Source organism: Pseudoflavonifractor capillosus (assembly GCF_016899775.1).
In the GTDB taxonomy this organism is placed as follows: Bacteria; Bacillota; Clostridia; order Oscillospirales; family Oscillospiraceae; genus Lawsonibacter.
In genome coordinates this window covers 15260-40811 of record NZ_JACJJE010000011.1, presented here as the reverse complement: position 1 = coordinate 40811, position 25552 = coordinate 15260, and the positions used below count along the sequence as shown (strand labels likewise).

Genomic DNA, 25552 nt, shown 5'->3' with positions numbered 1-25552 from the left:
CTTTAGTGGTTGTCTTGTTTCGGCGCGCTGAGCATCTCCAGCACCGCGTCCACCATGTGGTCCTTCTCCACGGTCTCGTGGAAGCGGGGCTTCTTGTCCCGCAGGGCGGCCAGAGGGGCCGGAACCGGCTCTCCCGTCACCTGGCTGAGCTGATCCAGGATGTCCAGACCCTCCGCCTGCTCGGTCACGCCCAGGGCGGAGAGCACGTTGTCGCAGAACTTGAAGGGGCTGGCGGTGGAGGCCACGATGGCCGGGGTCTCGTCCCCCGTCTCCTTCCGGTACTGCTCCAGAGCGGAGAAGCCCACGGCGGTGTGGGGGTCGATGAGATAGTCGAACTTCTTGTAAATGGCGCCGATCACCTTCTGGGTCTCCGCGTCGTCGCAGCAGTAGCCCATGAAGAGCCGCTGGATCTTGTCCCGCACCCGCTCGCTGACCTCATAGCGGCCGGTCTCCTTCAGCTGCTCCATGTACTTCCGGACCTCGCTGTCCTCCTGGGTGATGGCCAGCAGCAGCCGCTCCAGGTTGCTGGAGATGAGGATGTCCATGGAGGGGGACATGGTGTTGTAGAAGGTGCGGTTGCGGTCGTACACGCCGGTGCGCAGGAAGTCGGTGAGCACGTTGTTGGCGTTGGAGGCGCAGATCAGGCGCTGGATGGGCACCCCCATGTCCCGGGCGTAGTAGGCCGCCAGGATGTTGCCGAAGTTGCCGGTGGGCACGCACACGTTCACCGGGTCCCCCAGCTGGATATGTCCATCCCGGAGCAGGTCGCAGTAGGCGGAGATGTAGTAGACCACCTGGGGCAGCACCCGGCCCCAGTTGATGGAGTTGGCCGAGGACAGGAAGTAGCCCCGCTGGGCCAGCTCCTCCCGCAGCTTCTCGTCGGAGAAGAGCTGCTTCACCCCCGTCTGGGCGTCGTCGAAGTTGCCGTACACCGAGCAGACCCCCACGTTGTCCCCCTCCTGGGTGACCATCTGGAGCTCCTGGATGGCGGAGACTCCGTCCTTGGGGTAGAACACCAGAATTTTGGTGTGGTCCACGTCCCGGAAGCCCTCCAGGGCCCCCTTGCCCGTGTCGCCGGAGGTGGCCACCAGGATGCACACCGTCTTCTCCTCCTCCAGCTTCCGCAGGGAGGCGGTGAGCAGGTGGGGCAGCATCTGCAGGGCCATGTCCTTGAAGGCGCAGGTGGGGCCGTGCCACAGCTCCAGACAGAAGGTGTTGGAGTCCAGGGCGCGCACCGGGGCCACCGCCGGGGTGTCGAACTTCTCCGGCCCGTAGGCGGCGTTGGCAAAGTCGGTGAGCTCCTTGACGGAGAACCCGTCCAGGAACAGCTTCATCACGTACACCGCCCGCTGCTGATAGGACATGTTCTTCAGCTCCTCCAGGGAGCGGCGGGGCAGCTTGGGCAGATAGACCGGTGTGAGCAGCCCTCCGTCGTCCGCCAGCCCCTTGGAGATGGCCTGAGCGGCAGAAAACTGCTGTTCCCGGTCTCTTGTGCTGATGTATTGCATCTTGATTCCTTCCATTCTTGTTTTAGGATACGTAATCAATGCGGATCATATCAAGATCCCCTAGTGTTGTATTATGCCATTTTTTCCGGAACAGGTCAACCCCAGGCGGCACAATTCGCCTCCTCGGAGGCGGTTTTTTCTCAAAACGCCCCCTCAATATGTCGTATTTTGGGATTTTTGGTCCCCAACCCATTGGGGGCCAGCACCTCGATCACGTCAAACCGGGGCTGGAGAACGGCGGGATGCGTCTGGAGATAGAGCTCCGCGGCGGTCCGCAGCTTCTCCCGCTTGCGCCGGTCCACCTGCTCCGCCCCCGTGCCGAAGCGGTTCGAGCGGCGCAGCTTCACCTCCACGAAGCAGAGAAAGCCGCCGCCCTCCGCCACCAGGTCCAGCTCCCCGAAGCGGCACTTCCAGTTCCGGTCCACGATCCGATAGCCCTGCTGCTCCAAAAACTCCGCCGCCAGGTCTTCTCCCCAGCGCCCCAGGCGGCGGCTCTCCTCCCCGCTCATAGGTTTTTCAGGAAGGACCGGCGGTGGATGGGGCTGGGGCCGTAGGTCCGGAGCATCTCATAGTGAAGCTTGGTCCCATAGCCCTTGTGCTTCTGGAACTGGTACTCCGGGTACTCCTCCGCCGCCTTCACCATCCACCGGTCCCGGCTCACCTTGGCCAGGATGGAGGCCGCCGCGATGGAGGCCGACAGGCTATCCCCCTTTATAAGACAGCGGTGGGGGGTAAGGATGGCGGCGCTCCGCCCGTGGTCCCGGTTGCCGTCGATGAGGGCAAAGTCCGCCCCGGGCTCCAACTGTTCTATGGCCAGCTGCATGGCCTTCATGCGGGCGCTTAAAATGTCGGTCTCGTCGATCTCCCGGGCGTCCACCCAGGCCACCGCCCAGGCGGTGGCCTTCTCCTGGATGACGGGGAACAGGGCCTCCCGCTTCTTCTCGGTCAGCTTCTTGGAGTCGTTGAGGCCGTCGATCTCCACCCCCAGGGGCAGGATCACCGCCGCGGCGTACACCGGGCCCGCCAGAGGGCCGGCCCCCGCCTCGTCGCAGCCGCAGATGTATGTATGGCCGGCGGCCAGGGCTTCTTTCTCATATTGCCATAGATCGTTCATGGAGGTTTCCTTCTTTCGCGGGAGGTTTCGCCAACTCTCTTATTTTTCCTCTTGTAGGGGCGGTGTCCTCACCGCCCGTCCAGCATTTTCCAATTTCGCAGGGGAGTTTCGCCGCCTGCGGGCGGCGAGTTACTTTGCCCATGGCGGCAAAGTAACCAAAACGCCCCCGGGGACGCGGCCAATGGACTACGGCTCCGCTATGCTCCGCCTAGGTCCATAGGACCGCTTTCCCCGGACCCCTTTTTACGGGGGACGCCCTCCTGGTTTGTGCTGCCATGGTTCCGGCGCGCAAAATCAGGAGTGCTTGCCTGCGTTTTCTTCCGGCCCCACTGGGGGCCTGGGTGGGCAAAATTTTGATTTTGCTGCGGTTTACGGCCTGCGCCTGAGTTTGCCGAGCCAACGCTCCCGGTGCGTATTCTAACGGGAGGCCCAAGGGCCTCCCCTACTCAATTTCGGAAGGTTTTCTTGAGAACCGCAGGGGGAGGGGCTGAAGGTGAATCGGCCGAAGGCTGAGAGAAGCCTCCCTGGGATGTTTCCCTCCCGCGGGCCGGCCAGTGTCCAGCCCCTACGAAAACAACGCGGCCGCGACCAGATCCGCCGTAGGGGCGACCCCGTGTGGCCGCCCCTACGGGTGAAACGGAACATTTCGGGGCGGGCGGGTGAGGGCACCCGCCCCTACGGCGAAAACCACACCGTAGCCGTTGATTCGGCAGAGCCAGGCGCGGTTGTGGAGCCGCAGCAGCGGCAATTTTTGCATACCCAGGGCCCAGTGGCCCGGATGGAACCGCAGAAAGCCGCTCAGATTTTGCGCGCCGGAAATTTTGCTCAACCTCGCAGGTACGCGTCCCCCGTAATGGGGGTTCTAGGGGGAGGGCGGCATGGAGGCAGGAGCGGCTTTGCCGATCCTGCCGATTGCGCCCACCCCATAGCGTCTTTTGGTTCCTTTTCCACGTGGAAAAGGAACCCGCCCCGCAGGGCGGAACCCTGTCCCGCCGCCGGGGCGGCGAAACTCCCCCCCCGTAAAAAATCAATCTTCCCCCGGCAGCTCCAAGGTAAACTTCCCTAATTTTCCCCCTCGGAACTCATCCAGCAGGACCCTCGCCATCCGCTCGGTGTCAAACTCTCCCCCGGAGATGCGCATGCCACGCTTTCCGGCGGCCAGCTCCAGAATCCGGTACCCGTAGGCCACCGTCTCCTCCCCGTCCTCCCGGGCAGGGATCTCCGTCAGCTTATAGGCCTGGAGGGCGGACGGGTAGCGCTCGCCCAGAAAGGCCATTAGGTGGCAGCCCAGAGTCTCCACGTCCATGATCTCGTCCTTCACCGCCCCGGTGAAGGCCAGGTGGAGGCCGGTCTGCACATCCTCAAACTTGGGCCACAGAATACCCGGGGTGTCCAGCAGCTCCAGCCCCCGGTCCACGGTGACCCACTGCTTGCCCCGGGTGACGCCGGGGCGGTCGCTGGCCTTGGCGGACTTGCGCTTGGCCACCTTATTGATAAAGGTGGACTTGCCCACGTTGGGCACCCCCACCACCATGGCCCGCACCGGGCGGCCGACTAACCCCTTCTCCTGCCAGCGGGCAATCTGGTCCTTCAGCACACCCCGGACTACGTTGGGAAACTGTCCCACGCCGGAGCCCGTCTTGGCGTCGGTCTCCAGCACAGAGAACCCCTTCTGCCTCAGCCAGGTCCCCCAGGCCTTGTTTCCCGCCGGGTCGGCCTGGTCCGCCCGGTTGAGCACCACCAGCCGGGGCTTTCCGGCCGTGATGGAGTCGATGTCCGGGTTGCGGCTGGACACGGGGATGCGGGCGTCGATGATCTCCACCACGATGTCCACGTGTTTCAGGTCGGCCTCGATCTGCCGCCGGGTCTTGGTCATATGTCCCGGATACCATTGAATATTCATTGCAGCGCTCCTTTCCGGACCGTGTCTCTCCCCTACACCTGGCTCAGACGCTCCTCCGCCTCCTGCCGAGTGGGAACGAAAAAGACCGCGGTCCCCCGATTGCACTCATAGATAAAATCCCGCAGGGATTTGCTGACTTCGGTGTACGCTGAGAAATCTCCGAAGATGGCCGCCCGAAACCCATAGTTGGTCCACTTCTGCAAAATTTCCCCGGCTAGCCCGGTGCTCAGCCAAAAGAACTCCGGCGGAAAGCACTCCTTGGGGATGACCAGCCGGGTGCTGTCCGTCTCATACCGGGCGGAGACCGCCAGCTCCAGCGCCGCGTCCCCATCCGGGATGGTCCGGTCCGCCGGAATCAAGGCCAGCACCCGGCCATTTTTTGTGACCGTCTCAAACATGCGCTCTCCTCCCTTCCGCCGCTTGGACGGCTAGGCTGTCTTGATACGAAAAAAGGAGCGGTCCGAAACCGCTCCTTTTTTTCTCTGGATCAAAGGGCCTCCTTGATCTTGGCCGCCTTGCCCACGCGACCGCGCAGGTAGTACAGCTTGGCGCGGCGCACCTTGCCGTGCCGCACCACTTCCACCTTCTCGATGGAGGGAGCGTGGAGGGGGAACACCTTCTCCACACCGACGCCGTAGGAGATGCGGCGGACGGTGAAGGTCTCCTCAATGCCGCCGTGCTTCTTGGCAATGACGGTGCCCTCGAACACCTGGATACGCTCGCGGTTGCCTTCCTTAACCTTCAGGTGCACCCGGACGGTGTCGCCCACCTGGACAACCGGGGGCTCCTCCTTGGTGTACTTCTCAGTAAAAGCCTTCATCAGATCCATGTCAATTTCCTCCTGTTGTATAGGCGTTCATGCCAGCCATCCTGCCGCGCTCCAAAACCGGCGCGGCGGCCGCAGAGGACCACCCGTTATTTCAGACTAAAAGATGTTATCACAGATCTCTGGAAATTGCAAGTATTTTTTCCGACCCTGTTTCACTGTTTCGAACCTCTCCCGGCTGGCTGCCCACCCGTCCCCAAGACGCGCTTCAGAAGGGGCTCCGGCACCTGGCGGAAGTCGTCCACCCAGCCGCAGCACAGGGCCTGAATTTCCTCCTCCCGGCCGGCGTACAGGGGGTCCCGCACCCCGGCCACGAAAAAGCCCGCCTCCCGGGCGGCGGCGCAGTAGCCCGGGGAGTCTTCAAACAGGATGCACTTCTCCGGCGCCCTCCCCCACCGCTCCGCCGCCAGACGGTACAGCTCCGGCTCCCCCTTCCCGATCCCGGTCTCCTGGGCATACACCACCCCCTGGAACCAGTCCAAAATCCCGTGGTGCGCCAGGGCGGCCCGGCACAGCTCCGGGATGCAGGAGGTGAGCACCGCCATGGGGACTCCATGCTCCCGGCACTGCTCCAGGAAGGCGCGCACCCCGGGCTTGAGGGCCAGCTGCCCGGCGTAGGCCTCCCGGGCCATGTCCAGCCAGGCCCCCTGAATCTCCTCCGCCGTCTCAGCCAGCCCGAACCGCTCCCGGGTGTACCGGGCGGAGTCTGGGGCGCTGTGGTGGGTCACATACCAGGTGTAGTCCTCCGGAACGGGGGAGATCCCATGCCGCCCCAGAAACGCGATGTCGATGTCCAGCCAGATCCCGTTGGAGTCCAGCAGGGTGCCGTCCAGATCAAAAAAGACCATGCTCCCCCTCCTCCTCCCGGGGCGTGAACCAGAACCGCCAGGGAAAGTCGATGGCCTCCTGGGCGTAGTCGATGCCGATGCGCTTGCCTGTGTGAATCTCCTGGGGGACCGGTCCCCGGCACACATACAGGGGCGGCCGGTCCAGGGGCAGGGCGTTCTCCGCCCTGGTAAGTGCTAACCCTTTACAGAGTTTTCCCGGTCCGTCCAGAAAGTGCTTTTTCTGGTAGGCGGTGAGCTGGGAGGCCTTGCAGCCAAAGCGGTTTTCTGCTATGCTATCCTTATTGTCAACCGGGACAGCCCCCCGGATGAGTACGCCGCAGGGCTCCCCCTCCCGCTCGGTGATAAAGTTGAGGCAGTGGTACATGCCGTAGATGAGATAGATGTAGGAGACGCCCGGCTTGGAGAAGAGGGTCTCCGTCCGGGGCGTGCGCTTATACTGATAGGCGTGGCAGGCCTTGTCCATCCGGCCGATATAGGCCTCGGTCTCAGTGATCCGGACCGCCAGTTTCTTCCCCTCCCACTCCCGGACCAGATAGCACCCCAGCAGCTCCCGGGCCACGGTGAGGGTGTCCCGGTCATAAAAATCTCTGGGCAGGATCTCCATGCGTCTTCCTCCTGTCTCTGTCTTTGGTCCCGCCTATCTTACCATGAATCTGCCCGCTGCGCAAATAAAATGAGAGGAGCGTTTTTTCCATGTCTGAGGCCGTGATGCGCCGTCTGGCTAAGCCCCTGCTGTTTCTGGCCGCCTTTATCTGGGGCACCTCCTTCTTTATTATGAAGAACACTTTGGACACGGTGCCCCCCTTCTGGCTGCTGGTCTTTCGGTTCACCACCGGCGCGGTGCTGCTGGGGCTGTTCTGCTGGAAGAAGTGGCGGACCCACTTCACCTGGGACTACCTGTGGCGGGGCGGGCTCTTCGGGGTATTTCTCTTTATCGCCTACACTACCCAGACCTTCGGCCTGACCGGGACCACCCCCTCCAAGAACGCCTTCCTCACCGCCACCTACTGCGTGCTGGTTCCCTTTCTGGCCTGGCGGGTGTTTCACCGGCGGCCCGACCAGTATAACCTGCTGGCCGCCTTTCTGTGCATCACCGGGGTGGGACTGGTCTCCCTGTCCGGGGACCTCACCGTCACCTGGGGGGACGGCCTGAGCCTGTTCAGCGCCCTGTTTTACGCCCTGCACATTGTGGCGGTGAACCGCCTGTCCGGCGGCAAGGATATCTACTTGCTTACCACGATCCAGTTTGCCTCCACCGCTCTGCTCTCCCTCGTCTGCGGCCTGCTGTTCCAGCCCTTCCCCGCCGGGATCTTCACACAGCCCGGGGTGCTCTGGCCCCTGGCCTATCTGTGCGTCATGGCCACCACCGTAGCCCTCCTGTGCCAGAACGTGGGCCAGGTGTGGTCGGAGCCCTCCTCCGCCTCGGTGATTCTCTCCCTGGAGTCGGTGTTCGGGGTGCTGTTCTCGGTGCTGTTCTACGGCGACCCGGTGAGCCCCCGGCTGCTGGTGGGATTTGGCCTGATCTTCATTGCGGTGCTGTGCTCGGAGACGAAATTTTCCTTTCTGCGGAAGAAGAACTCGGTTTCTGTTTAACGGGAGGAGTTTCGCCGCCCCGGCGGCGAGTGACTTTCTGCGGTTCCATCCGGGCCGCTGGGCCCTGGGTTTGCAAAAATTGCCGCTGCTGCGGCTCCACAACCGCACCTGGCTCTGCCGAATCAACAGCTACGGTGCGGCTTTCGCCGTAGGGGCGGGTGCCCTCACCCGCCCGCCCGTTGGAATATGGATTGCGGTCCAAGAGAGCACCCTCATCCGTCACGGCTTCGCCGTGCCCCCCCTACCCCTTTTGTCCCTTCGGGACATTTCCCCCTGATAGTGGGAATCGTCCTTCCCCCTTGGAGGGGAAAGGCTCGGACGGGCGGCTGATAGCCGCCCCTACAGTCCACCGGAAACCAGTAGGGGCGCATAGCATGCGCCCGCCAGGATTCGCACCGGGAGTACAGGCGACCGCAAGGGCCGCCCCTACGGCGGATCTGGTCGCGGCCGCGTTGTTTTCGTAGGGGCTGGACACTGGCCGGCCCGCGGGAGGGACACACCCCAAGGTGGCTTCTCTCGGCCTTCGGCCGATTCACCTTCAGCCCCTCCCATACGGTTCTCAAGAAAACCTTCCGGAATTGGGTAGGGGAGGCCCTTGGGCCTCCCGCCAGAATACGCACCGGGAGCGTTGGCTCGGCAAACTCAGGCGCAGTCCGTAAACCGCAGCAAAATCAAATTTTGCCCACCAAGGCCCCCAGTGGGGCCGGAAGAAAACGCAGGCAAGCACTCCTGATTTTGCGCGCCGGAACCATGGCAGCACAAACCAGGAGGGCGTCCCCCGTAAAAAGGGGTCCGGGGAAAGGCGAATCGAAGCGCCGTTCCGGCGCTTCGCCTGAGCCGTCCCCGGGGGCGTTTTGGTTACTTTGCCGCCATGGGCAAAGTAACTCGCCGCCCGCAGGCGGCGAAATCCCCCGCGCGTAAATCACCACCCCCTAGTTTTGCGTTGAAAAAAACAGGGAAACATGGTATACTACAAAAACCAATCTAAATTCAAGATACAAAGGAGCGTATGAGCATGGTACTGCACGAATCTGGCGAGGACTATCTGGAGGCGATTTTGGTTCTGCGCCAGCAGAAGGGAAATGTGCGCTCCATTGACGTGGCCCAGCATCTGGGCTTCTCCAAGCCCTCGGTGAGCCGGGCGGTCTCCATTCTGAAGAGCAACGGCTATCTGAACATGGAAAAGGACGGGCGGCTGGAGCTCACCCCCCAGGGGGAGTCCGAGGCCCAGCGGGTCTATGAGCGCCACCGCTTTTTGAGCGAGTGGCTGGTGATGCTGGGCGTCTCCCCGGAGGTGGCCGCCGCCGACGCCTGCCGCATTGAGCACGACATCAGCGCCGAGACCTTTGAGTGCCTCAAGCGCCACGTTCATCAATATACGCAGGAGAATCCTACCTGATTCGTTCTGGCGCGCGAGAGATGGAACCGCTCCCGCGCGCCGTTTTATCACCCTGCATTCCTCAGAAACGGAGGTCTTTCCATGACATTAGACGAGATCCTGTCCCAAGCAGCCGGGGGCTTCAATCTCCAGGCCCTCTCCCTGGACAACATTCTGCGGGCCGTCCTGGTGCTGGCCGTCGGCGTGGTGGCCATCAAACTGATCCAGCGGGCGGTGGAGCGCATTTTATCCCGAAACGCCGCCCTGGCCCCCATTCACCGGTACCTCCGCTCCGCCCTGTCCGTTGTGCTGTGGCTGCTGCTGGCCCTGGTGCTCCTGGGGTCTATGGGGGTGGAGCTCACCTCTATCATCGCCCTTCTGAGCGTGGCCGGTCTGGCTGTCTCTCTGGCCCTTCAGAACACCCTGTCCAACCTGGCCGGGGGCATCATGCTGCTGGTGTCCAAGCCCTTCACCATCGGGGACTATGTGGAGATCGGCGCGGTGTCGGGCACCGTGTCCATGATCGGCATGTCCTACAGCACCCTGACCACCGTGGAAAACAAGGAGATCTACATCCCCAACAGCCAGCTCTCCTCCGCCACCATCATCAACTACACCCGCCTGGGCAAGCGGCGCATGGAAATCACCGTCAGCGCCTCCTACCAGGACAAGGCGGAGGATGTGAAGGCCGCCCTGGCTGACGCCGTAAGCCAGTTCCCCGCCATCTTCCAGGACCCCGCCCCGGAGATCCGCCTGAGCGGATATGGGGACAGCGGAGTCAATTACCTGATCCGGGCCTGGACCACCACAGGGGACTACTGGAATACCTATTATCAGCTGCTGGAGGCCATCCTCCCCGCCTTCCAGCGCCGGGGGGTGTCCATGCCCTATCCCCAGATGGATGTGCACCTGATTCCCGACCCCTCGGAAAAATCCACTTGACAAACCGCCGTTCCTTCGTTAAAATGTAGAACATCAAATGCAGCGACGGGAAAAAAGACAGGGCACGCCCCCTTCAGAGAGCCGGTGGCTGGTGCAAACCGGTGCGTGGCCGCCCTGTGGATAACTGGTCCCTGAGCAGTCCGCCTGAACAATAAGTAGGGCGGGACGGTTGGCCTCGTTACTGGCCGCGGCCTTGTTGGAGGCTTTGAGGGCCGTTCGGGTGACCGGCGGCTGAACCAGGGTGGTACCGCGTGAGCAACATTCCACGCCCCTGACTTGAAAAAGTCGGGGGCGTTTTTTCATGCCCCCGCGACCCGGCCCGCCCCCAACCGCGGGACCATCATGCAGGAGGTTTTTCCTATGAATCCAGGCTACAAAAAGTATATCCCCTTCCAGCCCCAGAAGATCGTGGGCCGCACCTGGCCCGACAAGGTGATTACCAAGGCCCCCACCTGGTGCTCCGTGGACCTGCGGGACGGCAACCAGGCCCTGGTGGATCCCATGAATCTCCAGGAGAAGCTGGAGTACTTCCACACTCTGGTGGACATCGGCATCAAGGAGATCGAGATCGGCTTCCCCTCCGCCAGCGAGACGGAGTATGAGATCTGCCGGGAGCTCATCGAGGGGGGGCACATCCCCGACGACGTGACCATCCAGGTGCTGGTCCAGGCCCGGGAGCATCTGATCAAAAAGACCTTCGAGGCCATCAAGGGCGCCAAGAACGTCATTCTCCACTTCTACAACTCCACCTCCACCCTCCAGCGGAAGGTGGTCTTCCACATGGACACCGACGGCATCACCAAAATCGCCACCGACGCCGCCGACCTCATCTATGAGATGTCCAAGCCCCTCATCGACGAGGGCATGAACCTGCGCTTCGAGTACTCCCCCGAGTCCTTCATGGGCACCGAGATGGACTATGCCGTGGAGATCTGCCAGGCGGTGCTGGACCACCTCCACGCCACCCCGGAAAACAAGGTCATCCTGAACCTGCCCACTACCGTGGAGAACTGCATGCCCAACCAGTTCGCCGACATGCTGGAGTACTTCATCCGCAAGCTGCCGGGGCGGGAGAGCGCCATCATCTCCCTCCACCCCCACAACGACCGGGGCACCGGCGTGGCCACCGCCGAGATGGGCCTGCTGGCCGGGGCCGACCGGGTGGAGGCCACCCTGTTCGGCAACGGCGAGCGCACCGGCAACGTGGACATCGTCACCCTGGCCATGAACATGTACACCCAGGGGGTGGACCCGGAGCTGGACTTCTCCGACATGAACAAGATCAAGGAGATGTTCGAGCGCACCACCAAAATGCCCGTGGGCGACCGGCAGCCCTATGCCGGCAAGCTGGTATTCACCGCCTTCTCCGGCAGCCACCAGGACGCCATCAACAAGGGCAGCCAGTATATGAAGGAGTCCAATTCCGACTTCTGGGAGATCCCCTATCTGCCCATCGACCCCGCCGACGTGGGCCGGGAGTACGAGCCCATCATCCGCATCAACTCCCAGTCCGGCAAGGGCGGCGCCGCCTATATCATGGAACACAATTTCGGCTACGACCTGCCCAAGACCATGCACCCGGAGTTCGGCCACATCGTCCAGGTGGAGACCGACAAGGTGGGCACCGAGATCAGCCCCGAGCGCATTAACGAGCTGTTCCATCAGGAGTATATCGAGGCCAAGGAGCCCTACAAGCTGCTCAAGCACGCTTTCACCGAGACCATTGACGCTGAGGGCCACTCCCACGTGGCCTTCCAGGGCACTCTCCAGCACACGGACACCATCTTCGACGTGTCCGGCGAGGGCAACGGCCCCATCGACGCCTTCTTCCACGCCATCCAGGGGGAGCGCATGGACCACTACACCTTCCTGGACTACAAGTCCCACGCCATCACCAACGGCTCCGACTCCCAGGGCGTGGCCTATATCCTGCTCCAGGACCAGCGGGACGGCAAGAAGTACTGGGGCGTGGGCCTGTCCCACAATATCAACCTGGCTCCCCTCCGGGCCATCCTGTCCGCCATCAACCGCTCCAAGCGGAAGTAAGGTTTTCTCCCGTCCTTTCACAGATACAGACCCGCGCCGTCCTCCCCTTTTCGGAAGACCGGCGCGGGTTTTCGGTTTTTCTGGGGAGTTTGCGCTCTCCCGTTCCGTGGGAGACGGCACAGCCGGGCGAGGGCGGGCGGCCCGGTGTGCCGCCCCTACAGACCTCATCCGCCTCGCTTCGCTCGGCACCTTCCCCTAAAGGGGAAGGCTTGCGGGCGGCTGATAGCCGCCCCTACGGCGAATCCGGAAACATTCTTTCTTTTTCGTATGGGCCGGACACTGGCCGGCCCGCCCAGGAATGAAACACGGTTCGGGACGGGCGGGTGAGGACACCCGCCCCTACGGCAGATCTGGAAGCCGCCTGTTTTTAATGTAGGGGCCGGTCCCAGACCGGCCCGCAGACAACGGACCAGCAAACACCTGCTCGGCCAAGCCAGGCGCCGAAGTGGAACCGCACCAGCGGCAATTTTTGCAAACTCAGGGCCCAGTGGCCCGGCAGGAATTTAGACTGCTACTCAGATTTTGCGCGCCGGAAATTTTCTTCCATCTCACAGGTACGCGTCCCCCGTAATGGGGGTCCGGGGCCGACTCCCCCTGTCAGGGGGAGATGGCCCGAAGGGCCAGAGGGGGTAGGGGAGGCGACTATGAGCACAAAGTGCTCATCTGGAGCCGTCTCCCGGCGATCCTCAAGGTGAATTGCCCCGAAGGGGCAAGAGAGGGTGGCCTGGGCCATTGGTTTCTTTCCCATCGTTGGGAAAGAAACTCGCCGCCGGGGCGGCGAAACTCCCCAATACCCCCAAAAGAAATCTTTACCTCACGCTGGGAATGAGCAGCATCCGCCCCGTGGGCAGCGTCCCCTCCTCCAGCTGGTTGGCCTGGAGGATCTGCTCCATGGTGGTGCCGTAGCACTTGGCCAGCTCCCACAGGCCCTCTCCTTGCTCGGCCAGGCGGAGGACCACCGAGGGCTGATCCCCCTCTCCCCTGGTCCGGGGCTCGCCCAGTGCGGCTCCGCACACGGCGGTGAGCTTCCGCTCCTCCAGCACCAGGCACTGGAACTCCAGGTTGAAGCGCACCTCCACCCCTCCGGCGGCGGGGGTGGCAAAGACCTCCCCCGGCGTCACCATCCGGCAGCGGCACAGGGCCCCGGCGGGGGCCTCCAGGCGGCAGGCCACCCCCATGGTCTTCTGAAACACCTGGGGGGTCTCCTCCTCGTCCAGATAGAGGACGGTCACCTGGACCTCTCCCTCCAGCACCAGCTCCTCCCCCTCCCGGCTGCGGCGGATCTCCCCCAGGGAGGCCCAGCTGTCCACCACGCTCCGGGGGGCCGTCCCCGTCTCAAAGAGCTCCCGCACGTTCTGCACCCGGCTGGACAGCTCCAGCAGCTGCCACAGGGACTGCTCCTCCCGCTCCACCTGGGTCTGGAAGGCGGTGCTGTACAGGTCCTGTAGGACAGCCACCGGCCGGCGGCTCCAGATCTGGGCCTGGGCCAGCAGATCCACGGTGAGCTCCAGGGTCCGCCCATCCTCCCCGGAGGGCTCGCAGCTGTACTGGGTGAGCTCCACCGCCAGGCGGCAGTCGCCGCTCTCTCCCACCCCGGGGACCTCCATCACCTGAGAGAAGGGCATAGACTCGTGGTAGGAGGTCAGGCCGCCCCCCGCCTCCTGCATGAGGAGCTGGAGCTCCACCGTCCCTTTGAAAATGAGCTTGGTGCCGATGAGCTTGCACTCCCCACACAGGGGCACCGCCCGGCAGGCCAGCAGCTGGGCCGCCTCCCCCGGGCCGCCGTTGAGGCGCACCTGGTCGGAGAAGGTGAAGGGCTTCTCCTGGACGGCGGAGAGCTGGTAGGTCTCCCCCTCGGTGATCTTCTCCTGGACCCCGTTGGCCTCCGGCTCCAGCACCCCCTGACAGCACACCTGCTCTTTGGGCTGGAAGGCGGTCAGGTCCACCGCCAGGTCGGCCCGCAGCAGCACTTTCCGGGGGTTCAGGGCCCGGGCCTCCGCCCCCCGCAGGCGGACGCAGGCCTGTACCGTTCCCCGGTCCGTGAGGCCGGGGGCCTCCAACTGGGCGGTGAAGGGCAGGGCCGCCTCCATGCGGCGCAGCCCTCCCCCCGCCTCGGGCTGGTACAGGATCACCGCCCGCACCGTCCCGCTGGCCTGGGCCATCCCCTCTTTGGCCTGCTTGCCGTTGAGGGCCGCCTGTCCGCACACCGCCACGATACGTAAAATGTCCGGACAGGCGTCCGGCACGATGGACTCCAGCGTCTCCTCCTGGCAGACGGTCCCGTCCGCCAGCACCTCGCAGCCTTGGATCACATCCCGGTCAAATTCCAGTTCCATACGGTTCCTCTCCCTTTTCCATCCGTGTCCGCGGTCCCCGCGGCTTGGCTTTGGGACACTATATGTACAAGGGAGAGGAAGTATGCCGGTCTGGTTCAGCCTTTCAGTCCAAAGAGCCTGCGCAGCAGCCCCCGCAGGCATTTGGGGGAACGTACCACCACGATACCCATACCAACACGCGCCTCCCCTCTGTGAGATCATGTGCGGAGCCGCCCTCCCGGGCCTCTCCGTTACATCCCAGTATATGGCGGGGCGGGACCGGCTGACACCGGGGGACAAGACAAAAACGCCTCCGGCCGCTGATGCCGGAGGCGTTTTGTCAAAAAAGGATCACCCCTTCTTCCGCAGGAAGAAGGTGAGGAAGAACCACACCGCCAAGTACAGGGTGATGGCGGCTCCGGCGGAGGACCCCACGTAATAGGAGGTCATCAGACCGGCGATCCCCGCCAGCACCGCCCCCAGCAGGGAGAACAGATGGTACTGGAACAGGTTCCGGGATACGTTCCGGGCGGCGGCGGCCGGAAGGACCAGCAGGGAGTTGATGACCAGCAGGCCGATCCAGGTCATGGACAGGGTGACCACCACGGCGATGGCCACGGAGAAAATGGTCTCCTGCCAGAAGACCCGCACCCCCCGGCTGTCCGCCAGGGCCGGGTGGACGGCGGAGAGCATGAGCTGGTTGAAGGAGAGCCCCCACAGGGCGCACACCAGCAGCAGAATGAGGGCCAGCACCCCGATCTTGGAGGGCTCCACCGACAAGATATCGCCGATGAGCAGGGAGTTGAACTTGGTGAAAGACCGGCTGCCCAGGGTGGAGATGAAGATGCCCAGGGCCACGGCGGTGGAGGAGAACACCCCGATCACCGTGTCGCTGGCCATGGCGGTGCGGCGGCGTACCACGTTGAAGAGGACGGCGAACACCACCGCGAATACCACCGCCGCCCAGGTGGGCTCGGCAAAGCCGCACAGGGCCCCGATGGCCATGCCGGTGAAGGCTGAGTGGCCCAGGGCGTCGGAGAAGAAGGACATGCGGCTGTGGACCACCATGGTGGAGAGGATGCCGAACAGGGGCGAGATGACCAGCACCGCCAGCAGGGCGTTTTTCATAAAGTACATGGAGCCAGGCTCCGCCCACTCAAAGGGGAGCAGGTCCACAATGGCGTACCAGAGTTCCATCTCACATCCCCCCTTTCCCCATCCGCAGATGGAAGGTCTCGTAAAACTCCGGGGAGGCGGTGACCTCGTCCGGGGGCCCCACCTTCAGGATGCGCTTGTTCAGTAAAATTACTTTATCCGCAAACTGGTTCAAGGTGGCGAAGTCGTGGGTGGACAGGAGGATGGACAGGTCGTACTCGGTTCGCAGCTCGTCCAGCATCTCCAGCAGCTGGTGCTCCCCCTCAATGTCCACCCCGGACAGGGGCTCGTCCAGAATGAGGATGTGGGGCACCGGCTCCAGGGCCAGGGCCAGCAGCACCCGCTGGAGCTGTCCCCCGGACAGGCCCCCCATGGGCTTGTCCAGCAGATCCCCCCCGTGGACCCGCTCCAGGCTCATCCGGCACCGCTCCCGGTATTTTTGGGGGATGGGCAGGCACACCGGCCACTTGGAGGTGGCGGCGGTGAAGAAGTCCAGCACCGAGATGGGGTCCCCCCGGTCAAAGCTGGGGGACTGGGGCACATATCCGATGAGGGGGCGGGTCCCCCCCATCACCGTCCCGTCCGCCAGGCGGATGGCCGGTCCCCCCGCCGGGGAGAAGGTAATGTTCCCCTGGTAGGAGAGCTGGCCCAGAACGCTGCGGAACAGGGTGGACTTGCCCGCCCCGTTGGGGCCGATGAGGGCGGTGATCTCCCCGCAGTGGAGGTGGAAGGACACGTCCTCCAGGATGTCCTCCCCCTGGATGTGGACGGACACCCCCTCCAGCTTCAGACAGCAGGAATCCGAGCAGCCCCCGGACATTTTTCCGTGTTTGATCTTTCTCATGCCAGCACCTCCTCTCCCGCAAAGCCGTTGACGATGGCCCGGATGTTCTCCATCAGGCCGCCGCAGTAGTCATTGGACAAAGTCCCCCCGTCGGGCCCGTCCATGAGCATGGTGAGCTGGGCCACGGCGCAGCCGGTCTCCCGGGAGATGGCCTGGGCGGTGGCGTCGGAGCCGTTCACCTCGGTAAAGATGACCGGCAGGTTGTACTCCTTTACAAGGGCTGTGATCTCATTGATCTCCTTGGCGCTGGCCTCGCTGCCCTCCTCCTCCTCGATGGAGGCCAGCAGGGGCACGTCCAGGAACTGGGCGAAGTAGCGGAAGCCGTCGTGGAAGGTGACCAGGCCGGAGAGCTCCACCCCGTTCTCCTCCAGGGCCGTGGACAAAATCTCCCGCGCCATAACGCCGAAGTTGCTGACATCTGTCATGGCATTGATAGCGTTCTCCCGGTACTGCTCCTGGTGGTCCAGGTCGGCCTGGTTCAGGCCGGCATACAGATTTTCCACCACCTGGGCCATGTTGTCCGGGTCCATCCAGTAGTGGGGGTCGAAGTGGCCGTGGTCGTGGCCGTCCTCCTCCTCGGTGTGGACGTGGTCGGCGTTCTCCAGGAGGGACACCCCCTCCGAGCAGTCGATGACCAGGGCGCTGGAGGCGGCCAGGGCGTCCTCCATAAACTCCTCCAGGTCCGCCCCGTTCAGGGCGATTATGTCCGCCGTCTCGATCTTCTTCATGTCGGTGACTGTCAGGGTGTAGTCGTGGAGACAGGACACCTCCCCGGTGTTCAGCCGCTCCACCGCCACGCCGTCCACCCCGTCCGTCACCGCCCTGGCGGCCAGATAGACCGGATAGGTGGAGGCCAGAATGGTCAGCCGGGCCTCCTCCCCTCCCCCGGTCCGGGCGCCCCCGCACCCGGGCAGCAGAAGGGTCAGGGCCAGCAGCAGGGCCAGTATGTTTCGTCTGCGCATGGATATAAATTCCTTTCCTCGGTTCAGAGCATTGCCGTTCAGCCCACCTAGTATATCTTTTTTTCCCGGGTTTGTAAATATCCAGGGAGTTTGCTTTGGCTTACTTTTAAAGAAAGTTTGCCGTCCACGGGCAGAATGTCCCCCTGAAATGGACCGCACATTTTTATGAAAACCCCCGTTGACAGCAGAGGTTTATTGTGATAAACTCCACTTAGAAAGCAGGTTTATTCCAATAAACCCGCGAGAGGAGGAAGACCCATGGAAAAATTGTCCGAGGGCGAGTGGAAACTGATGGAGATTCTGTGGGAGGACGCTCCGGTGAACTCCACCCAGCTGGTGGCCCGGTGCCGGGAAAAACTCCAGTGGAGCAAGAGCACCACCTACACGGTGCTCCGCCGCCTGTGCCACAAGGGGGCGGCGGCCAATGAGGAGGCCACCGTCACCCCCCTGGTCACCCGGGAGGAGGTGCTGAAGGCCCAAGGGGAGGAGCTCTCCCGCCAGGCCGGGGGGCTCTCCCCCTTCCTCACCGCCTTTTTCAGCGGCCGGCGGCTCACCCAGAAGGAAGCGGAGGAGCTGAAACAGCTCATCGACCAGCACACCTGGGAGGGATGAGGGATGGAGTTCGGAATCACGCTGCTGTTTACCATGGGGAATGTATGTTTGAATATGGGGGTTGTCTTTGGAGTGTTCCTCCTGCTGCGTCCCCTGCTGGTCCGCATTGTGACCCCTCAGCAGAGGGTGTGGCTGTGGTACGTATTCTGGTACTCCGCGCTGTTCTTCACGGCGTGGGGATGTATCTCCTATCATCGCGTGCTGCCGGTCACCGTATGGGACCTTCTGGGCGTCTCCGCGGCCAGAAGCTATGAGCTTTTTAGGGGTCCGCTCTTTCTCCCTCCGGACTACGACGGTCCGGGGACCTACGCCCTGACCCTGCCAGGCGGAGTACAGGTCCCGATAGCGCTCACCGACACTCTGTGTCTGGCCGCGGCGGCGGTCTACCTGGCCGGGGTAGTGTGCCTGGCGGTGTGGATGGTCCGCCGGGCCCTGGCCCTGCGGCGGCTGGGACAGCGGGGGACCCGGACTGAGGTCAGCCTGTGGTCGGATTTCGGCAAGCCCAAGGAGGAGCCGGACGCCCCGGACACCTGTCCGGTGTGGCTCGCTCCCAATCTGCCCACCAGCTTCGCCCTGTGGAACGCCATCTACCTCCAGGAGGAACTGCCTCCGGAGCGCCGGCGGCTGGTGCTTCTCCACGAGCTGGACCATCTGTGCCTGCGGCACGGCGTGATCAAGGGCTACATGTCCTTCGCGCTCATCGCCGGCTGGTGGAACCCCCTGATCTGGCTGGGCTACCGGTACACCTGCCTGGACATGGAGCTCTCCTGCGACGCCAGGACCATGGAGCGCCTCTCCCCCCAGGAGCGGCGGGAGTACGCCCAGACTCTGGTGGAGCTGGGCTCCGGCCAGCGGCTGTGGGACGTGCCCCTGGCCTTCGGAGAGAGCGACGGGGAACGCCGGGTGAAGGCCCTGCTGGCTTGGAAACCCCTGACCATCCCCCGAAAACTGCTGGGCCTGTGCGCGGCGGCGCTGGTCATGTGCCTCTTTCTGGGCACGCCCTAGGCCATGTTCGGTCAATCGAAATTTGCCATCTGTGTGGAACATTTCAGAAAAACCGGGAGGTGCCGTTATGCTGAATCAGCTCCTCTGGGAGTTTTTATCCATCTATTTGAATCTGGGGCTGGCGGTGGGCCTCACCTGCGGGGCGCTTTTACTGCTGCGTCCCCTGCTGAAGCGGGTCCTGTCTCCCCGGCAGCGGCTGCTGCTGTGGATGACCGCCTGGCTCTCCGCCTATGTACCGCAGTGGTACCAGATTCTCTCCTGGCCCCATGTGCTCCCGGTCACCTTCCGGGACCTGATCACCCCCAGGACCATGGAGAACCTCTCCTTTGACCGAGTGCCCGCCTACTTCCCCGACTGCCAGGGGGAGCAGCAGATCAACCTGGCCCTCCCCGGCGGGGCTTACTTGCCTGTCACTCTGGAGCCGTGGATGGTAACCCTGGCCGGGGCGGTTCTTTTTGGGGGCATTGTTCTCCTGACCCTGTATTTTTGCCGCCGGAGCGAGGGGATCAAAGCCCAGGCCAGCCAGGGCAGGCTGCTGGACTGGGACGGGCCGGAGCTGAAACCCTTTTACGGCCTGAAGCCGGCAGGCGACTACGTCCTGGTCCGTCTGTGCAAGGGGCTGCCCACCAGCTTTGTATACCAGAAGGCGGAAAAATTTGACGGGATCAGGTACAACATGATCTACCTCCAGGAGGGGCTCCCTCCGGAGCGGATGGGTATGGTCCTCCGCCACGAATTCAACCACCTGAAGCGGAAGCACCCCTGGATGAAGGTCATCATCACCTGCGGACTGGTCCTCCACTGGTGGAATCCCCTGATCTGGCTGGCTTACAAGTACACCTGTCTGGACCTGGAGATGGACTGCGACCGGTTCACTTTGGAGCAGCTCTCCCCACAAAACTGCCGGGAGTACGCCAAGACTCTGGTGGAGCTGGGGGCGGGAAAACAGATCTGGGACGCCCCCCTGGCCTTCGGGGAGAGCGACGGGGCGGCCCGGGTGAAGGCCGCCGTGACCTGGAAGAAGCGGCCCGTCTATGTTGTGCAGGAGCCCTGGAAGCAGAAAAACTTCTGGCTTCGGCTGCCCAGCTTTCTCCTGTTTCTTCTGCTCCTGCTGTTCTTCGTGGGCGGTCCCTCCAATGTGGTCCTCCCGGCGGACCTGGATCTCCAGATCACGGAGCAGTTCGGCGGCAGGGAGGCCTTTGTCCGGCAGGACCAGCAGCTCCGGCAGGCGGAGGGCCAGCTTCCCCAGGATGTGACCATCCAACAGGGGTGGCGGCAGATCGACTCGAATTTCTTCTTCCGCATGGTCTACCAGTTGTCCGACGGCCGCTGGGGGGAGTCCAACTGGTTCGCCTACCGGGACGGCCCCTGGGAGCCCATGGGCTGGTACTGGCTCTCCAGCCCGCCGGACCTCGCCGGATATGCGGCGTATTACCCGTAACCGGGCAGGGACAATTGCACGCCATAGCAAAAAAAGCCTCCGAGGGAACTTCCCCTCGGAGGCTTACATATTCTTGTTCTCGGGCAGACTGCCTCAGTCCTCCACCGCCAGGCGGTAGAGCTCATTCCGGGACAGCCCCAGCTCCTTGGCGGCCCGCTTCACCGCGTCCCGCAGGGACAGTCCCTCCTCCTCCCGGAGTGCCCGGACCCGGTCCAGGCCGTCCTCCAGGGTGACCTCCGGCTCCTCCCGGGGCTCCGCCCCCCGGACCACCAGCACGAACTCCCCCTTGGGGGGCTCCGTCTGATAGCGCTCCGCCGCCTCCCCCAGGGTGGTGCGGACGATCTCCTCGTGGAGCTTGGTCAGCTCCCGGCACAGGGAGACCGGCCGGTCCGGCCCGAAGGTCTCCGCCAGGTCGGCCAGGGTGGCGGGCAGCTTGTGGGGGGCCTCGTAGAAGATCATGGTCCGCTCCTCCCCCCGGAGGGACTCCAGGTGGCGGCGGCGGTTCTTCTTGTTCATGGCCAGAAAGCCCTCAAAGGTGAAGCGCCCGGTGGGCTGGCCCGAGGCCGCCAGGGCGGCCACCAGGGCGCAGGGCCCGGGGATGGACACCACCTCCACCCCCGCCTGGGCGCACAGGGCCACCAGTTCCTCCCCGGGGTCGGAGATGGCTGGGGTGCCCGCGTCGGTGACCAGGGCGCAGCTCTCCCCCGCCAGCAGGCGCTCCAGGATGGCCGGGCCGCTGGTGGAGGTGTTGTGGCGGTAGTAGGACACCATGGGCTTTTTGATCCCCAGGTGGTTGAGCAGCTTCACCGACACCCGGGTGTCCTCGGCGGCGATGAAGTCCGCCTGGGCCAGGGCCTCCGCCATGCGGGGGGAGATGTCCCCCAGGTTGCCGATGGGGGTGGGAACCAGATATAACATGCCTGACATGGGCGGCCTCCTTTGGCGCAGTTGTTGAAAAGTTATTTCCCTTTATAGAGTGTTCCGGTACCGGACGGGCAGGACCTCCAGCCCGGGCCGCCCCTGCCGCACCGCCTCCACCAGGGCCAGGCGGGGCGGGCAGTCCGGCCGGTGGGCGGCAAATTGCAGCCGCTTGGGCTCCAGGCCGCTCCCCTCCAGGGCGGCAAACAGACCGGCCAGCCGCTCCGGGCGGAAGCACAGGGCAAATCTCCCCCCGTTCCGCAGAAGCCGGGCCGCCGCCCGGCACAGGGGTGCCAGTCCGTCCCCCTCCCCCTCCATGCGGGCGGGGCCGCCGTCCCCGCCGGAGCCGCGGGCATAGTAGGGCGGGTTGGAGATCACCAGGTCAAAGGAGCCCGGGGCGAAGGGGACTTCACTCCAGTCCCCCGTCCAGACCTCCCCGGACAGGCCGTTGCGGGCCAGGTTGTCCCGGGCCGCCTGGGCGGCGGCGGGGTCCCGGTCCACCCCGGACAGCCAGAGCTCCTCCTCCCGCCCTGCCAGGAGCAGCAGGAGACAGCCGCTCCCCGTCCCCAGGTCGCACACCCTCCAGCCCCGCTTCACGGTGGCAAAGCTCCCCAGGGCCAGGGCGTCCTCCCCCAGGGGAAACACCCCCTCCGGCTGGAACAGGGTGTAAGGGCCCAGCAGTTCCGGCCCACTCACGGGGTGTTCTCCATCTTCTGGAGCAGCTGCACCAGATGCCGGGTGATCCGCCCCGTCAGACCCCAGACGGCGCGGCCCTCCCAGGGGTAGACGGGCACGTTCTCGCTCCCCGGCTGCCACCGGTAGTCCCGGGGAATGCCGATGAGCTCATAGGGGAAATTGCCGTCGGTGCTGGGCAGGAGGGTGTAGTTATACTCCAGGGGCGGGTGGGTCATCAGGTGGCGGAGGGGGATCTGGAAGGTCTCCCCCACCTCGGCAGGGTTGGGGACCATGCGGTCCACCGCCGCCCGGTCCACCCTGGCCAGAATGGGGTACATGATGAAGTTGGCCCGGTGGGCGATAAAGTCCAGCCGACCCAGGACCTGGATGCTTTTTGGGGGGATCCCCAGCTCCTCCCAGGTCTCCCGCAGGGCGCACTCCTCCGGGGACTCGGAGCCCTCCATCTTTCCGCCGGGGAAACACACCTCCCCCGGCTGGCGGCGGAGGCTCCCCGCCCGCACCTCATAGAGGAGGGCAGGCCCCTCCTCCCCCTCCACCAGGGGGACCAGGACGGCATATTTTCCGGTGGCGTCCATCAGGCCGGGGGTCCGGGCCCGGAGGTTCTGTTCCAAAGTTGTCCAATCCATCGCTACAGCACCACGTTGATCATCAGCAGGGAGTAGACCAGAAATACCGCCAGCCACAGGGCCACAAAGTACACCAGCTCTCTGGGCCTAAGGGCAAAGAGCAGGCCGAAAAAAACGGTCAGCGCCCCCGTGGCGCCCAGAGCCATCTCCTTGTCCACCAGGGCGGCCGTCTGCCCCTCCTGAACCGCCTGGAGGGCCACCTGTTCGGGGAGCATCGCCGCTCCGCCGGCCAGTCCGAACAGCGTCAGTATTCCGGCGGCATACAAAATCCAATTCCGGTTCTTCTGCGTCCAGTCCCTCCACTTGGAAAAGAGCTCCTTTTTCTGCTGCGCCACAGGGCACCCCTCCTTGGTCACCGTATCTGTGCCCGGCCGGCGCCGGACATATAGGGAGGAGCAGGCGGCCGGGCCGCCCGCTCCTGATTCTCACATCTTTTCCGGCGCAGACACGCCCAGCAGCCCCATGCCGTTGGAGAGCACCGCGCGCACCGTGTCCGCCAGCTTCAGCCGGGCGGAGAGCACCGCGGGCTCCTCCCCCTTGATGCGGCAGGAGTTGTAGAAGCGGTGGAAGTCCCCGGCCAGGGACACCAGATACCGGTTGATCCGGCTGGGATCGTAGTCCCGGGCGGCCAGATGGATCTCCTCCGGGAACTGGGCCAGCGCCTTCATCAGGGCCAGCTCCTCTGGGGTGGTCATCAGGGACGCGTCCACGTCCTGGGCGGCGGGGACCTTCTCCCCCTCCTCTCCCAGACGGGACAGCAGGGAGCAGATGCGGGCGTGGGCGTACTGCACATAGTACACCGGGTTCTCGCTGTCCTCCCGCACCGCCAGATCCAGGTCGAAGTCCAGAGGGCTGGTGGAGGCCCGGGAGTTGAAGAAGTACCGGGCGGCGTCCACCGAGATCTCGTCCAGCAGGTCATGGAGGGCGATGGCCTTGCCCGAGCGCTTGGACATGCGCACCGGCTTGCCGTCCTGCATCAGGTTCACCAGCTGCATGAGCACCACCACCAGCCGGTTCGAGCCGTCCAGACCCAGGCCGTCCAGGGCGGCCTGAAGCCGGGCCACGTGGCCGTGGTGGTCGGCGCCCCACACGTCCACCGCCTTGTCAAACTTGCGCACCTCCAGCTTGTTGCGGTGGTAGGCGATGTCGGCGGCAAAGTAGGTGTAGAAGCCGTTGGCCCGGCGGAGCACGTCGTCCTTCAGGTCCAGCTTGTCCACCTGCTCCTGGGTCTTGCCCTCCCGCATATACTTCTCCTTGAGGAGCTGGGTGGTGTTCAGCCACAGGGCCCCGTCCTTCTCATAGGTCCAGCCCTTCTGCCCCAGCAGCTCTACCGTCTCGGCCACATAGCCGCTCTCGTGGAGGGAGGACTCGAAGAACCACTCATCGTACACGATGCCGTACTTGAGCAGGTCCTCCTTCATCTTGGGGATGTTGATGGACAGGCCGTACTGGGCCATCTTGTCCAGCCGCTCCTCCTCGGACAGGTCCTTCCAGCTGTCCCCGTGCTCCTGGTAGATGGCCTGGGCCAGCTCCTTGATGTCGTCCCCGTGGTAGCCCTCCTCGGGGAAGGGCACGTTCTCCTCCCCCAGCAGGATCTGCATGTACCGGGCGTCGATGGACACGGCGAACTTGTGAATCTGGTTGCCCGCGTCGTTGACGTAAAACTCCTTCCAGGTGTCGCAGCCGTCCCGGCGCAGCACGTTGGCCAGAGTGTCCCCCAGCACGCCGCCCCGGGCGTTGCCCATGTGCATGGGGCCGGTGGGGTTGGCGGAGACGAACTCCACCATGACCTTCTCCCCGTTCCCCTCGGTGTTGGCGCCGTACTGAGCCCCCTCCCGCTCCACGTCGGCAAGGACCTCCTTGTACCACTTGGGGCCCAGGGTGAAGTTCAGAAAACCGGGACCGGCAATCTCCACCTTCTGGAAGTAGCTCCCCTCCAGGTCCAGGTGGTCTACGATGGTCTGGGCGATGGCCCGGGGGGCCATGTGCAGGGCCTTGGCCCCCGCCATGGCGTAGGAGGAGGCATAGTCCCCGTGGGCGGCGTCCTTGGGGATCTCAATGGTGGCCTTCACCTCCGCACCGGCGGGCAGCTTGCCCGCTTCCACGGCCTTCTCATAGGCCGCCTGAGTCAGCTGGGCCACTTGGGCCCGGGCTTCCTGAATCTTGTTTGCCATAATTCTTTCTACACACCTTTCTTCTCTTCTTTTTCTGGAAAGAAAAAGAAGCAAAAAGAACTTTATACTATTTTCTTAAGGAGATAAACATAGAAGCTCTATACAAGAAATTCCTGTAGGACGAGGGCTGAGGGAGCAGGAGACACTGTCTCAGGATATTTCGCCGCCATCTCCGCGCTAAGAGCCGCAGTTCGGACGGCGAGTGTTGCTTCCTTCCTTTTGTAGGGCGCGGCGACTCGGCGCGCCGTCTCACAGGATTTCGCCCTGTGGGGCGAGTTTCTTTCCCAGCGATGGGAAAGAAACCAAAGGATCGCCGGGGGACGCGGCCGACGGGCACTTCGTGCCCATAGGACCGCTTACCCCCGGTCCCCCATTACGAGAGTTACCCCTTGGGCCAGGCAGAAAATTTCCGGCGCGCAAAATTTGAGTGACAGTCTAAATTCCCTCCGGGCCACTGGGCCCTGGCTGTCTTAATATTTCGACGGATGCGATCTCACCACCGCGCCTGCCCCTGCCGATCAGGTGATAACTGGTCCATAGTCAGCAGGTCAAATCGGAGCTGACCACTTCAAATTCGAAGGCCGGCAGCGCCTTCCGCCTCTTTTACATTGATCTGGAACGTATTCCGTCCCGCCACAGAGTGGTC

24 protein-coding genes and 1 other annotated feature are annotated in these 25552 nt (G+C 63.8%); of the genes, 7 read left to right on the top strand and 17 right to left on the bottom strand.

Going from position 1 to position 25552, the window contains the following annotated elements:
- Window positions 1–2 precede the first annotated feature (2 nt).
- The 8 genes from thrC to H6B31_RS05115 form a co-directional block, all read right to left on the bottom strand.
- On the bottom strand, window positions 3–1508 hold the full coding sequence (gene thrC / locus H6B31_RS05150; RefSeq protein WP_204897527.1) for a threonine synthase: 1506 nt from the start codon (window positions 1506–1508) through the stop codon (window positions 3–5).
- Window positions 1509–1648: 140 nt separating this feature from the next.
- Window positions 1649–2017, bottom strand: a complete 369-nt coding sequence (locus H6B31_RS05145; RefSeq protein ID WP_204897526.1) for a YraN family protein — start codon at window positions 2015–2017, stop codon at window positions 1649–1651.
- The gene (rnhB, locus tag H6B31_RS05140; RefSeq protein WP_204897525.1) at window positions 2014–2622 is read right to left on the bottom strand and encodes a ribonuclease HII; all 609 of its coding nucleotides are present in this window, start codon (window positions 2620–2622) and stop codon (window positions 2014–2016) included. The genes H6B31_RS05145 and rnhB overlap by 4 nt, the downstream gene beginning before the upstream one ends.
- A 1027-nt stretch (window positions 2623–3649) precedes the next feature.
- Window positions 3650–4525, bottom strand: a complete 876-nt coding sequence (gene ylqF / locus H6B31_RS05135; protein WP_204897524.1) for a ribosome biogenesis GTPase YlqF — start codon at window positions 4523–4525, stop codon at window positions 3650–3652.
- 32 nt (window positions 4526–4557) lie between these two features.
- Complete coding sequence (locus tag H6B31_RS05130) at window positions 4558–4923, bottom strand: DUF4180 domain-containing protein (protein WP_204897523.1); 366 nt, start codon at window positions 4921–4923, stop codon at window positions 4558–4560.
- Between the two features lie 89 nt (window positions 4924–5012).
- Window positions 5013–5354, bottom strand: coding sequence for a 50S ribosomal protein L19 (gene rplS / locus H6B31_RS05125; protein WP_204897522.1), 342 nt, complete (start codon window positions 5352–5354; stop codon window positions 5013–5015).
- 152 nt (window positions 5355–5506) lie between these two features.
- The gene (locus H6B31_RS05120; protein ID WP_204897521.1) at window positions 5507–6199 is read right to left on the bottom strand and encodes an HAD family hydrolase; all 693 of its coding nucleotides are present in this window, start codon (window positions 6197–6199) and stop codon (window positions 5507–5509) included.
- The gene (locus tag H6B31_RS05115; protein ID WP_243418857.1) at window positions 6186–6803 is read right to left on the bottom strand and encodes a DNA-3-methyladenine glycosylase; all 618 of its coding nucleotides are present in this window, start codon (window positions 6801–6803) and stop codon (window positions 6186–6188) included. Before H6B31_RS05115 ends, H6B31_RS05120 begins: the two co-directional genes overlap by 14 nt.
- A gap of 89 nt (window positions 6804–6892) precedes the next feature.
- Here H6B31_RS05115 and H6B31_RS05110 point away from each other — a divergent pair, with 89 nt between their 5' ends.
- From H6B31_RS05110 to leuA, 4 genes are all read left to right on the top strand, one after another.
- Window positions 6893–7792, top strand: coding sequence for a DMT family transporter (locus tag H6B31_RS05110; protein WP_204897520.1), 900 nt, complete (start codon window positions 6893–6895; stop codon window positions 7790–7792).
- A gap of 1015 nt (window positions 7793–8807) precedes the next feature.
- Window positions 8808–9191, top strand: a complete 384-nt coding sequence (locus tag H6B31_RS05105) for a metal-dependent transcriptional regulator (protein WP_204897519.1) — start codon at window positions 8808–8810, stop codon at window positions 9189–9191.
- Between the two features lie 81 nt (window positions 9192–9272).
- Window positions 9273–10112, top strand: a complete 840-nt coding sequence (locus H6B31_RS05100) for a mechanosensitive ion channel family protein (RefSeq protein WP_204897518.1) — start codon at window positions 9273–9275, stop codon at window positions 10110–10112.
- A gap of 33 nt (window positions 10113–10145) precedes the next feature.
- Window positions 10146–10388, top strand: a binding site (T-box leader).
- Window positions 10389–10472: 84 nt separating this feature from the next.
- Window positions 10473–12158 carry a 2-isopropylmalate synthase gene (gene leuA, locus H6B31_RS05095; protein WP_204897517.1) on the top strand — a complete coding sequence of 562 codons (1686 nt, stop codon included), beginning with the start codon at window positions 10473–10475 and terminating at the stop codon, window positions 12156–12158.
- 809 nt (window positions 12159–12967) lie between these two features.
- On the opposite strand, the gene H6B31_RS05090 is transcribed toward leuA, so the two are convergent.
- From H6B31_RS05090 to H6B31_RS05075, 4 genes are all read right to left on the bottom strand, one after another.
- A complete protein-coding gene (locus H6B31_RS05090) occupies window positions 12968–14494 on the bottom strand; it encodes a DUF3794 and LysM peptidoglycan-binding domain-containing protein (RefSeq protein ID WP_204897516.1) in 1527 nt (508 codons plus the stop codon).
- 330 nt (window positions 14495–14824) lie between these two features.
- Window positions 14825–15670 (bottom strand): metal ABC transporter permease, encoded by an 846-nt coding sequence (locus H6B31_RS05085; RefSeq protein ID WP_204897515.1) that lies wholly within the window; start codon window positions 15668–15670, stop codon window positions 14825–14827.
- Between the two features lies 1 nt (window position 15671).
- Complete coding sequence (locus H6B31_RS05080) at window positions 15672–16472, bottom strand: metal ABC transporter ATP-binding protein (RefSeq protein ID WP_191342997.1); 801 nt, start codon at window positions 16470–16472, stop codon at window positions 15672–15674.
- Window positions 16469–17434 carry a metal ABC transporter substrate-binding protein gene (locus tag H6B31_RS05075; RefSeq protein WP_204897514.1) on the bottom strand — a complete coding sequence of 322 codons (966 nt, stop codon included), beginning with the start codon at window positions 17432–17434 and terminating at the stop codon, window positions 16469–16471. Before H6B31_RS05075 ends, H6B31_RS05080 begins: the two co-directional genes overlap by 4 nt.
- A gap of 258 nt (window positions 17435–17692) precedes the next feature.
- Here H6B31_RS05075 and H6B31_RS05070 point away from each other — a divergent pair, with 258 nt between their 5' ends.
- The 3 genes from H6B31_RS05070 (at window position 17693) to H6B31_RS05060 (ending at window position 20492) form a co-directional block, all read left to right on the top strand.
- On the top strand, window positions 17693–18046 hold the full coding sequence (locus H6B31_RS05070) for a BlaI/MecI/CopY family transcriptional regulator (protein WP_204897513.1): 354 nt from the start codon (window positions 17693–17695) through the stop codon (window positions 18044–18046).
- Window positions 18047–18049: 3 nt separating this feature from the next.
- The gene (locus tag H6B31_RS05065) at window positions 18050–19051 is read left to right on the top strand and encodes a M56 family metallopeptidase (protein ID WP_204897512.1); all 1002 of its coding nucleotides are present in this window, start codon (window positions 18050–18052) and stop codon (window positions 19049–19051) included.
- A gap of 67 nt (window positions 19052–19118) precedes the next feature.
- Complete coding sequence (locus tag H6B31_RS05060; protein ID WP_204897511.1) at window positions 19119–20492, top strand: M56 family metallopeptidase; 1374 nt, start codon at window positions 19119–19121, stop codon at window positions 20490–20492.
- A gap of 93 nt (window positions 20493–20585) precedes the next feature.
- Here the strand turns inward: H6B31_RS05060 and rsmI are convergent, their stop codons facing one another.
- The 5 genes from rsmI to argS form a co-directional block, all read right to left on the bottom strand.
- Window positions 20586–21419, bottom strand: a complete 834-nt coding sequence (gene rsmI / locus H6B31_RS05055; RefSeq protein WP_204897510.1) for a 16S rRNA (cytidine(1402)-2'-O)-methyltransferase — start codon at window positions 21417–21419, stop codon at window positions 20586–20588.
- Between the two features lie 42 nt (window positions 21420–21461).
- Window positions 21462–22106 (bottom strand): methyltransferase, encoded by a 645-nt coding sequence (locus H6B31_RS05050; RefSeq protein WP_204897509.1) that lies wholly within the window; start codon window positions 22104–22106, stop codon window positions 21462–21464.
- Window positions 22103–22717 (bottom strand): NUDIX hydrolase, encoded by a 615-nt coding sequence (locus tag H6B31_RS05045; RefSeq protein ID WP_243418856.1) that lies wholly within the window; start codon window positions 22715–22717, stop codon window positions 22103–22105. The genes H6B31_RS05050 and H6B31_RS05045 overlap by 4 nt, the downstream gene beginning before the upstream one ends.
- Before the next feature lie 17 nt (window positions 22718–22734).
- On the bottom strand, window positions 22735–23067 hold the full coding sequence (locus H6B31_RS05040) for a hypothetical protein (protein WP_204897507.1): 333 nt from the start codon (window positions 23065–23067) through the stop codon (window positions 22735–22737).
- Window positions 23068–23157: 90 nt separating this feature from the next.
- A complete protein-coding gene (argS, locus tag H6B31_RS05035) occupies window positions 23158–24906 on the bottom strand; it encodes an arginine--tRNA ligase (RefSeq protein WP_204897506.1) in 1749 nt (582 codons plus the stop codon).
- Window positions 24907–25552 lie beyond the last annotated feature (646 nt).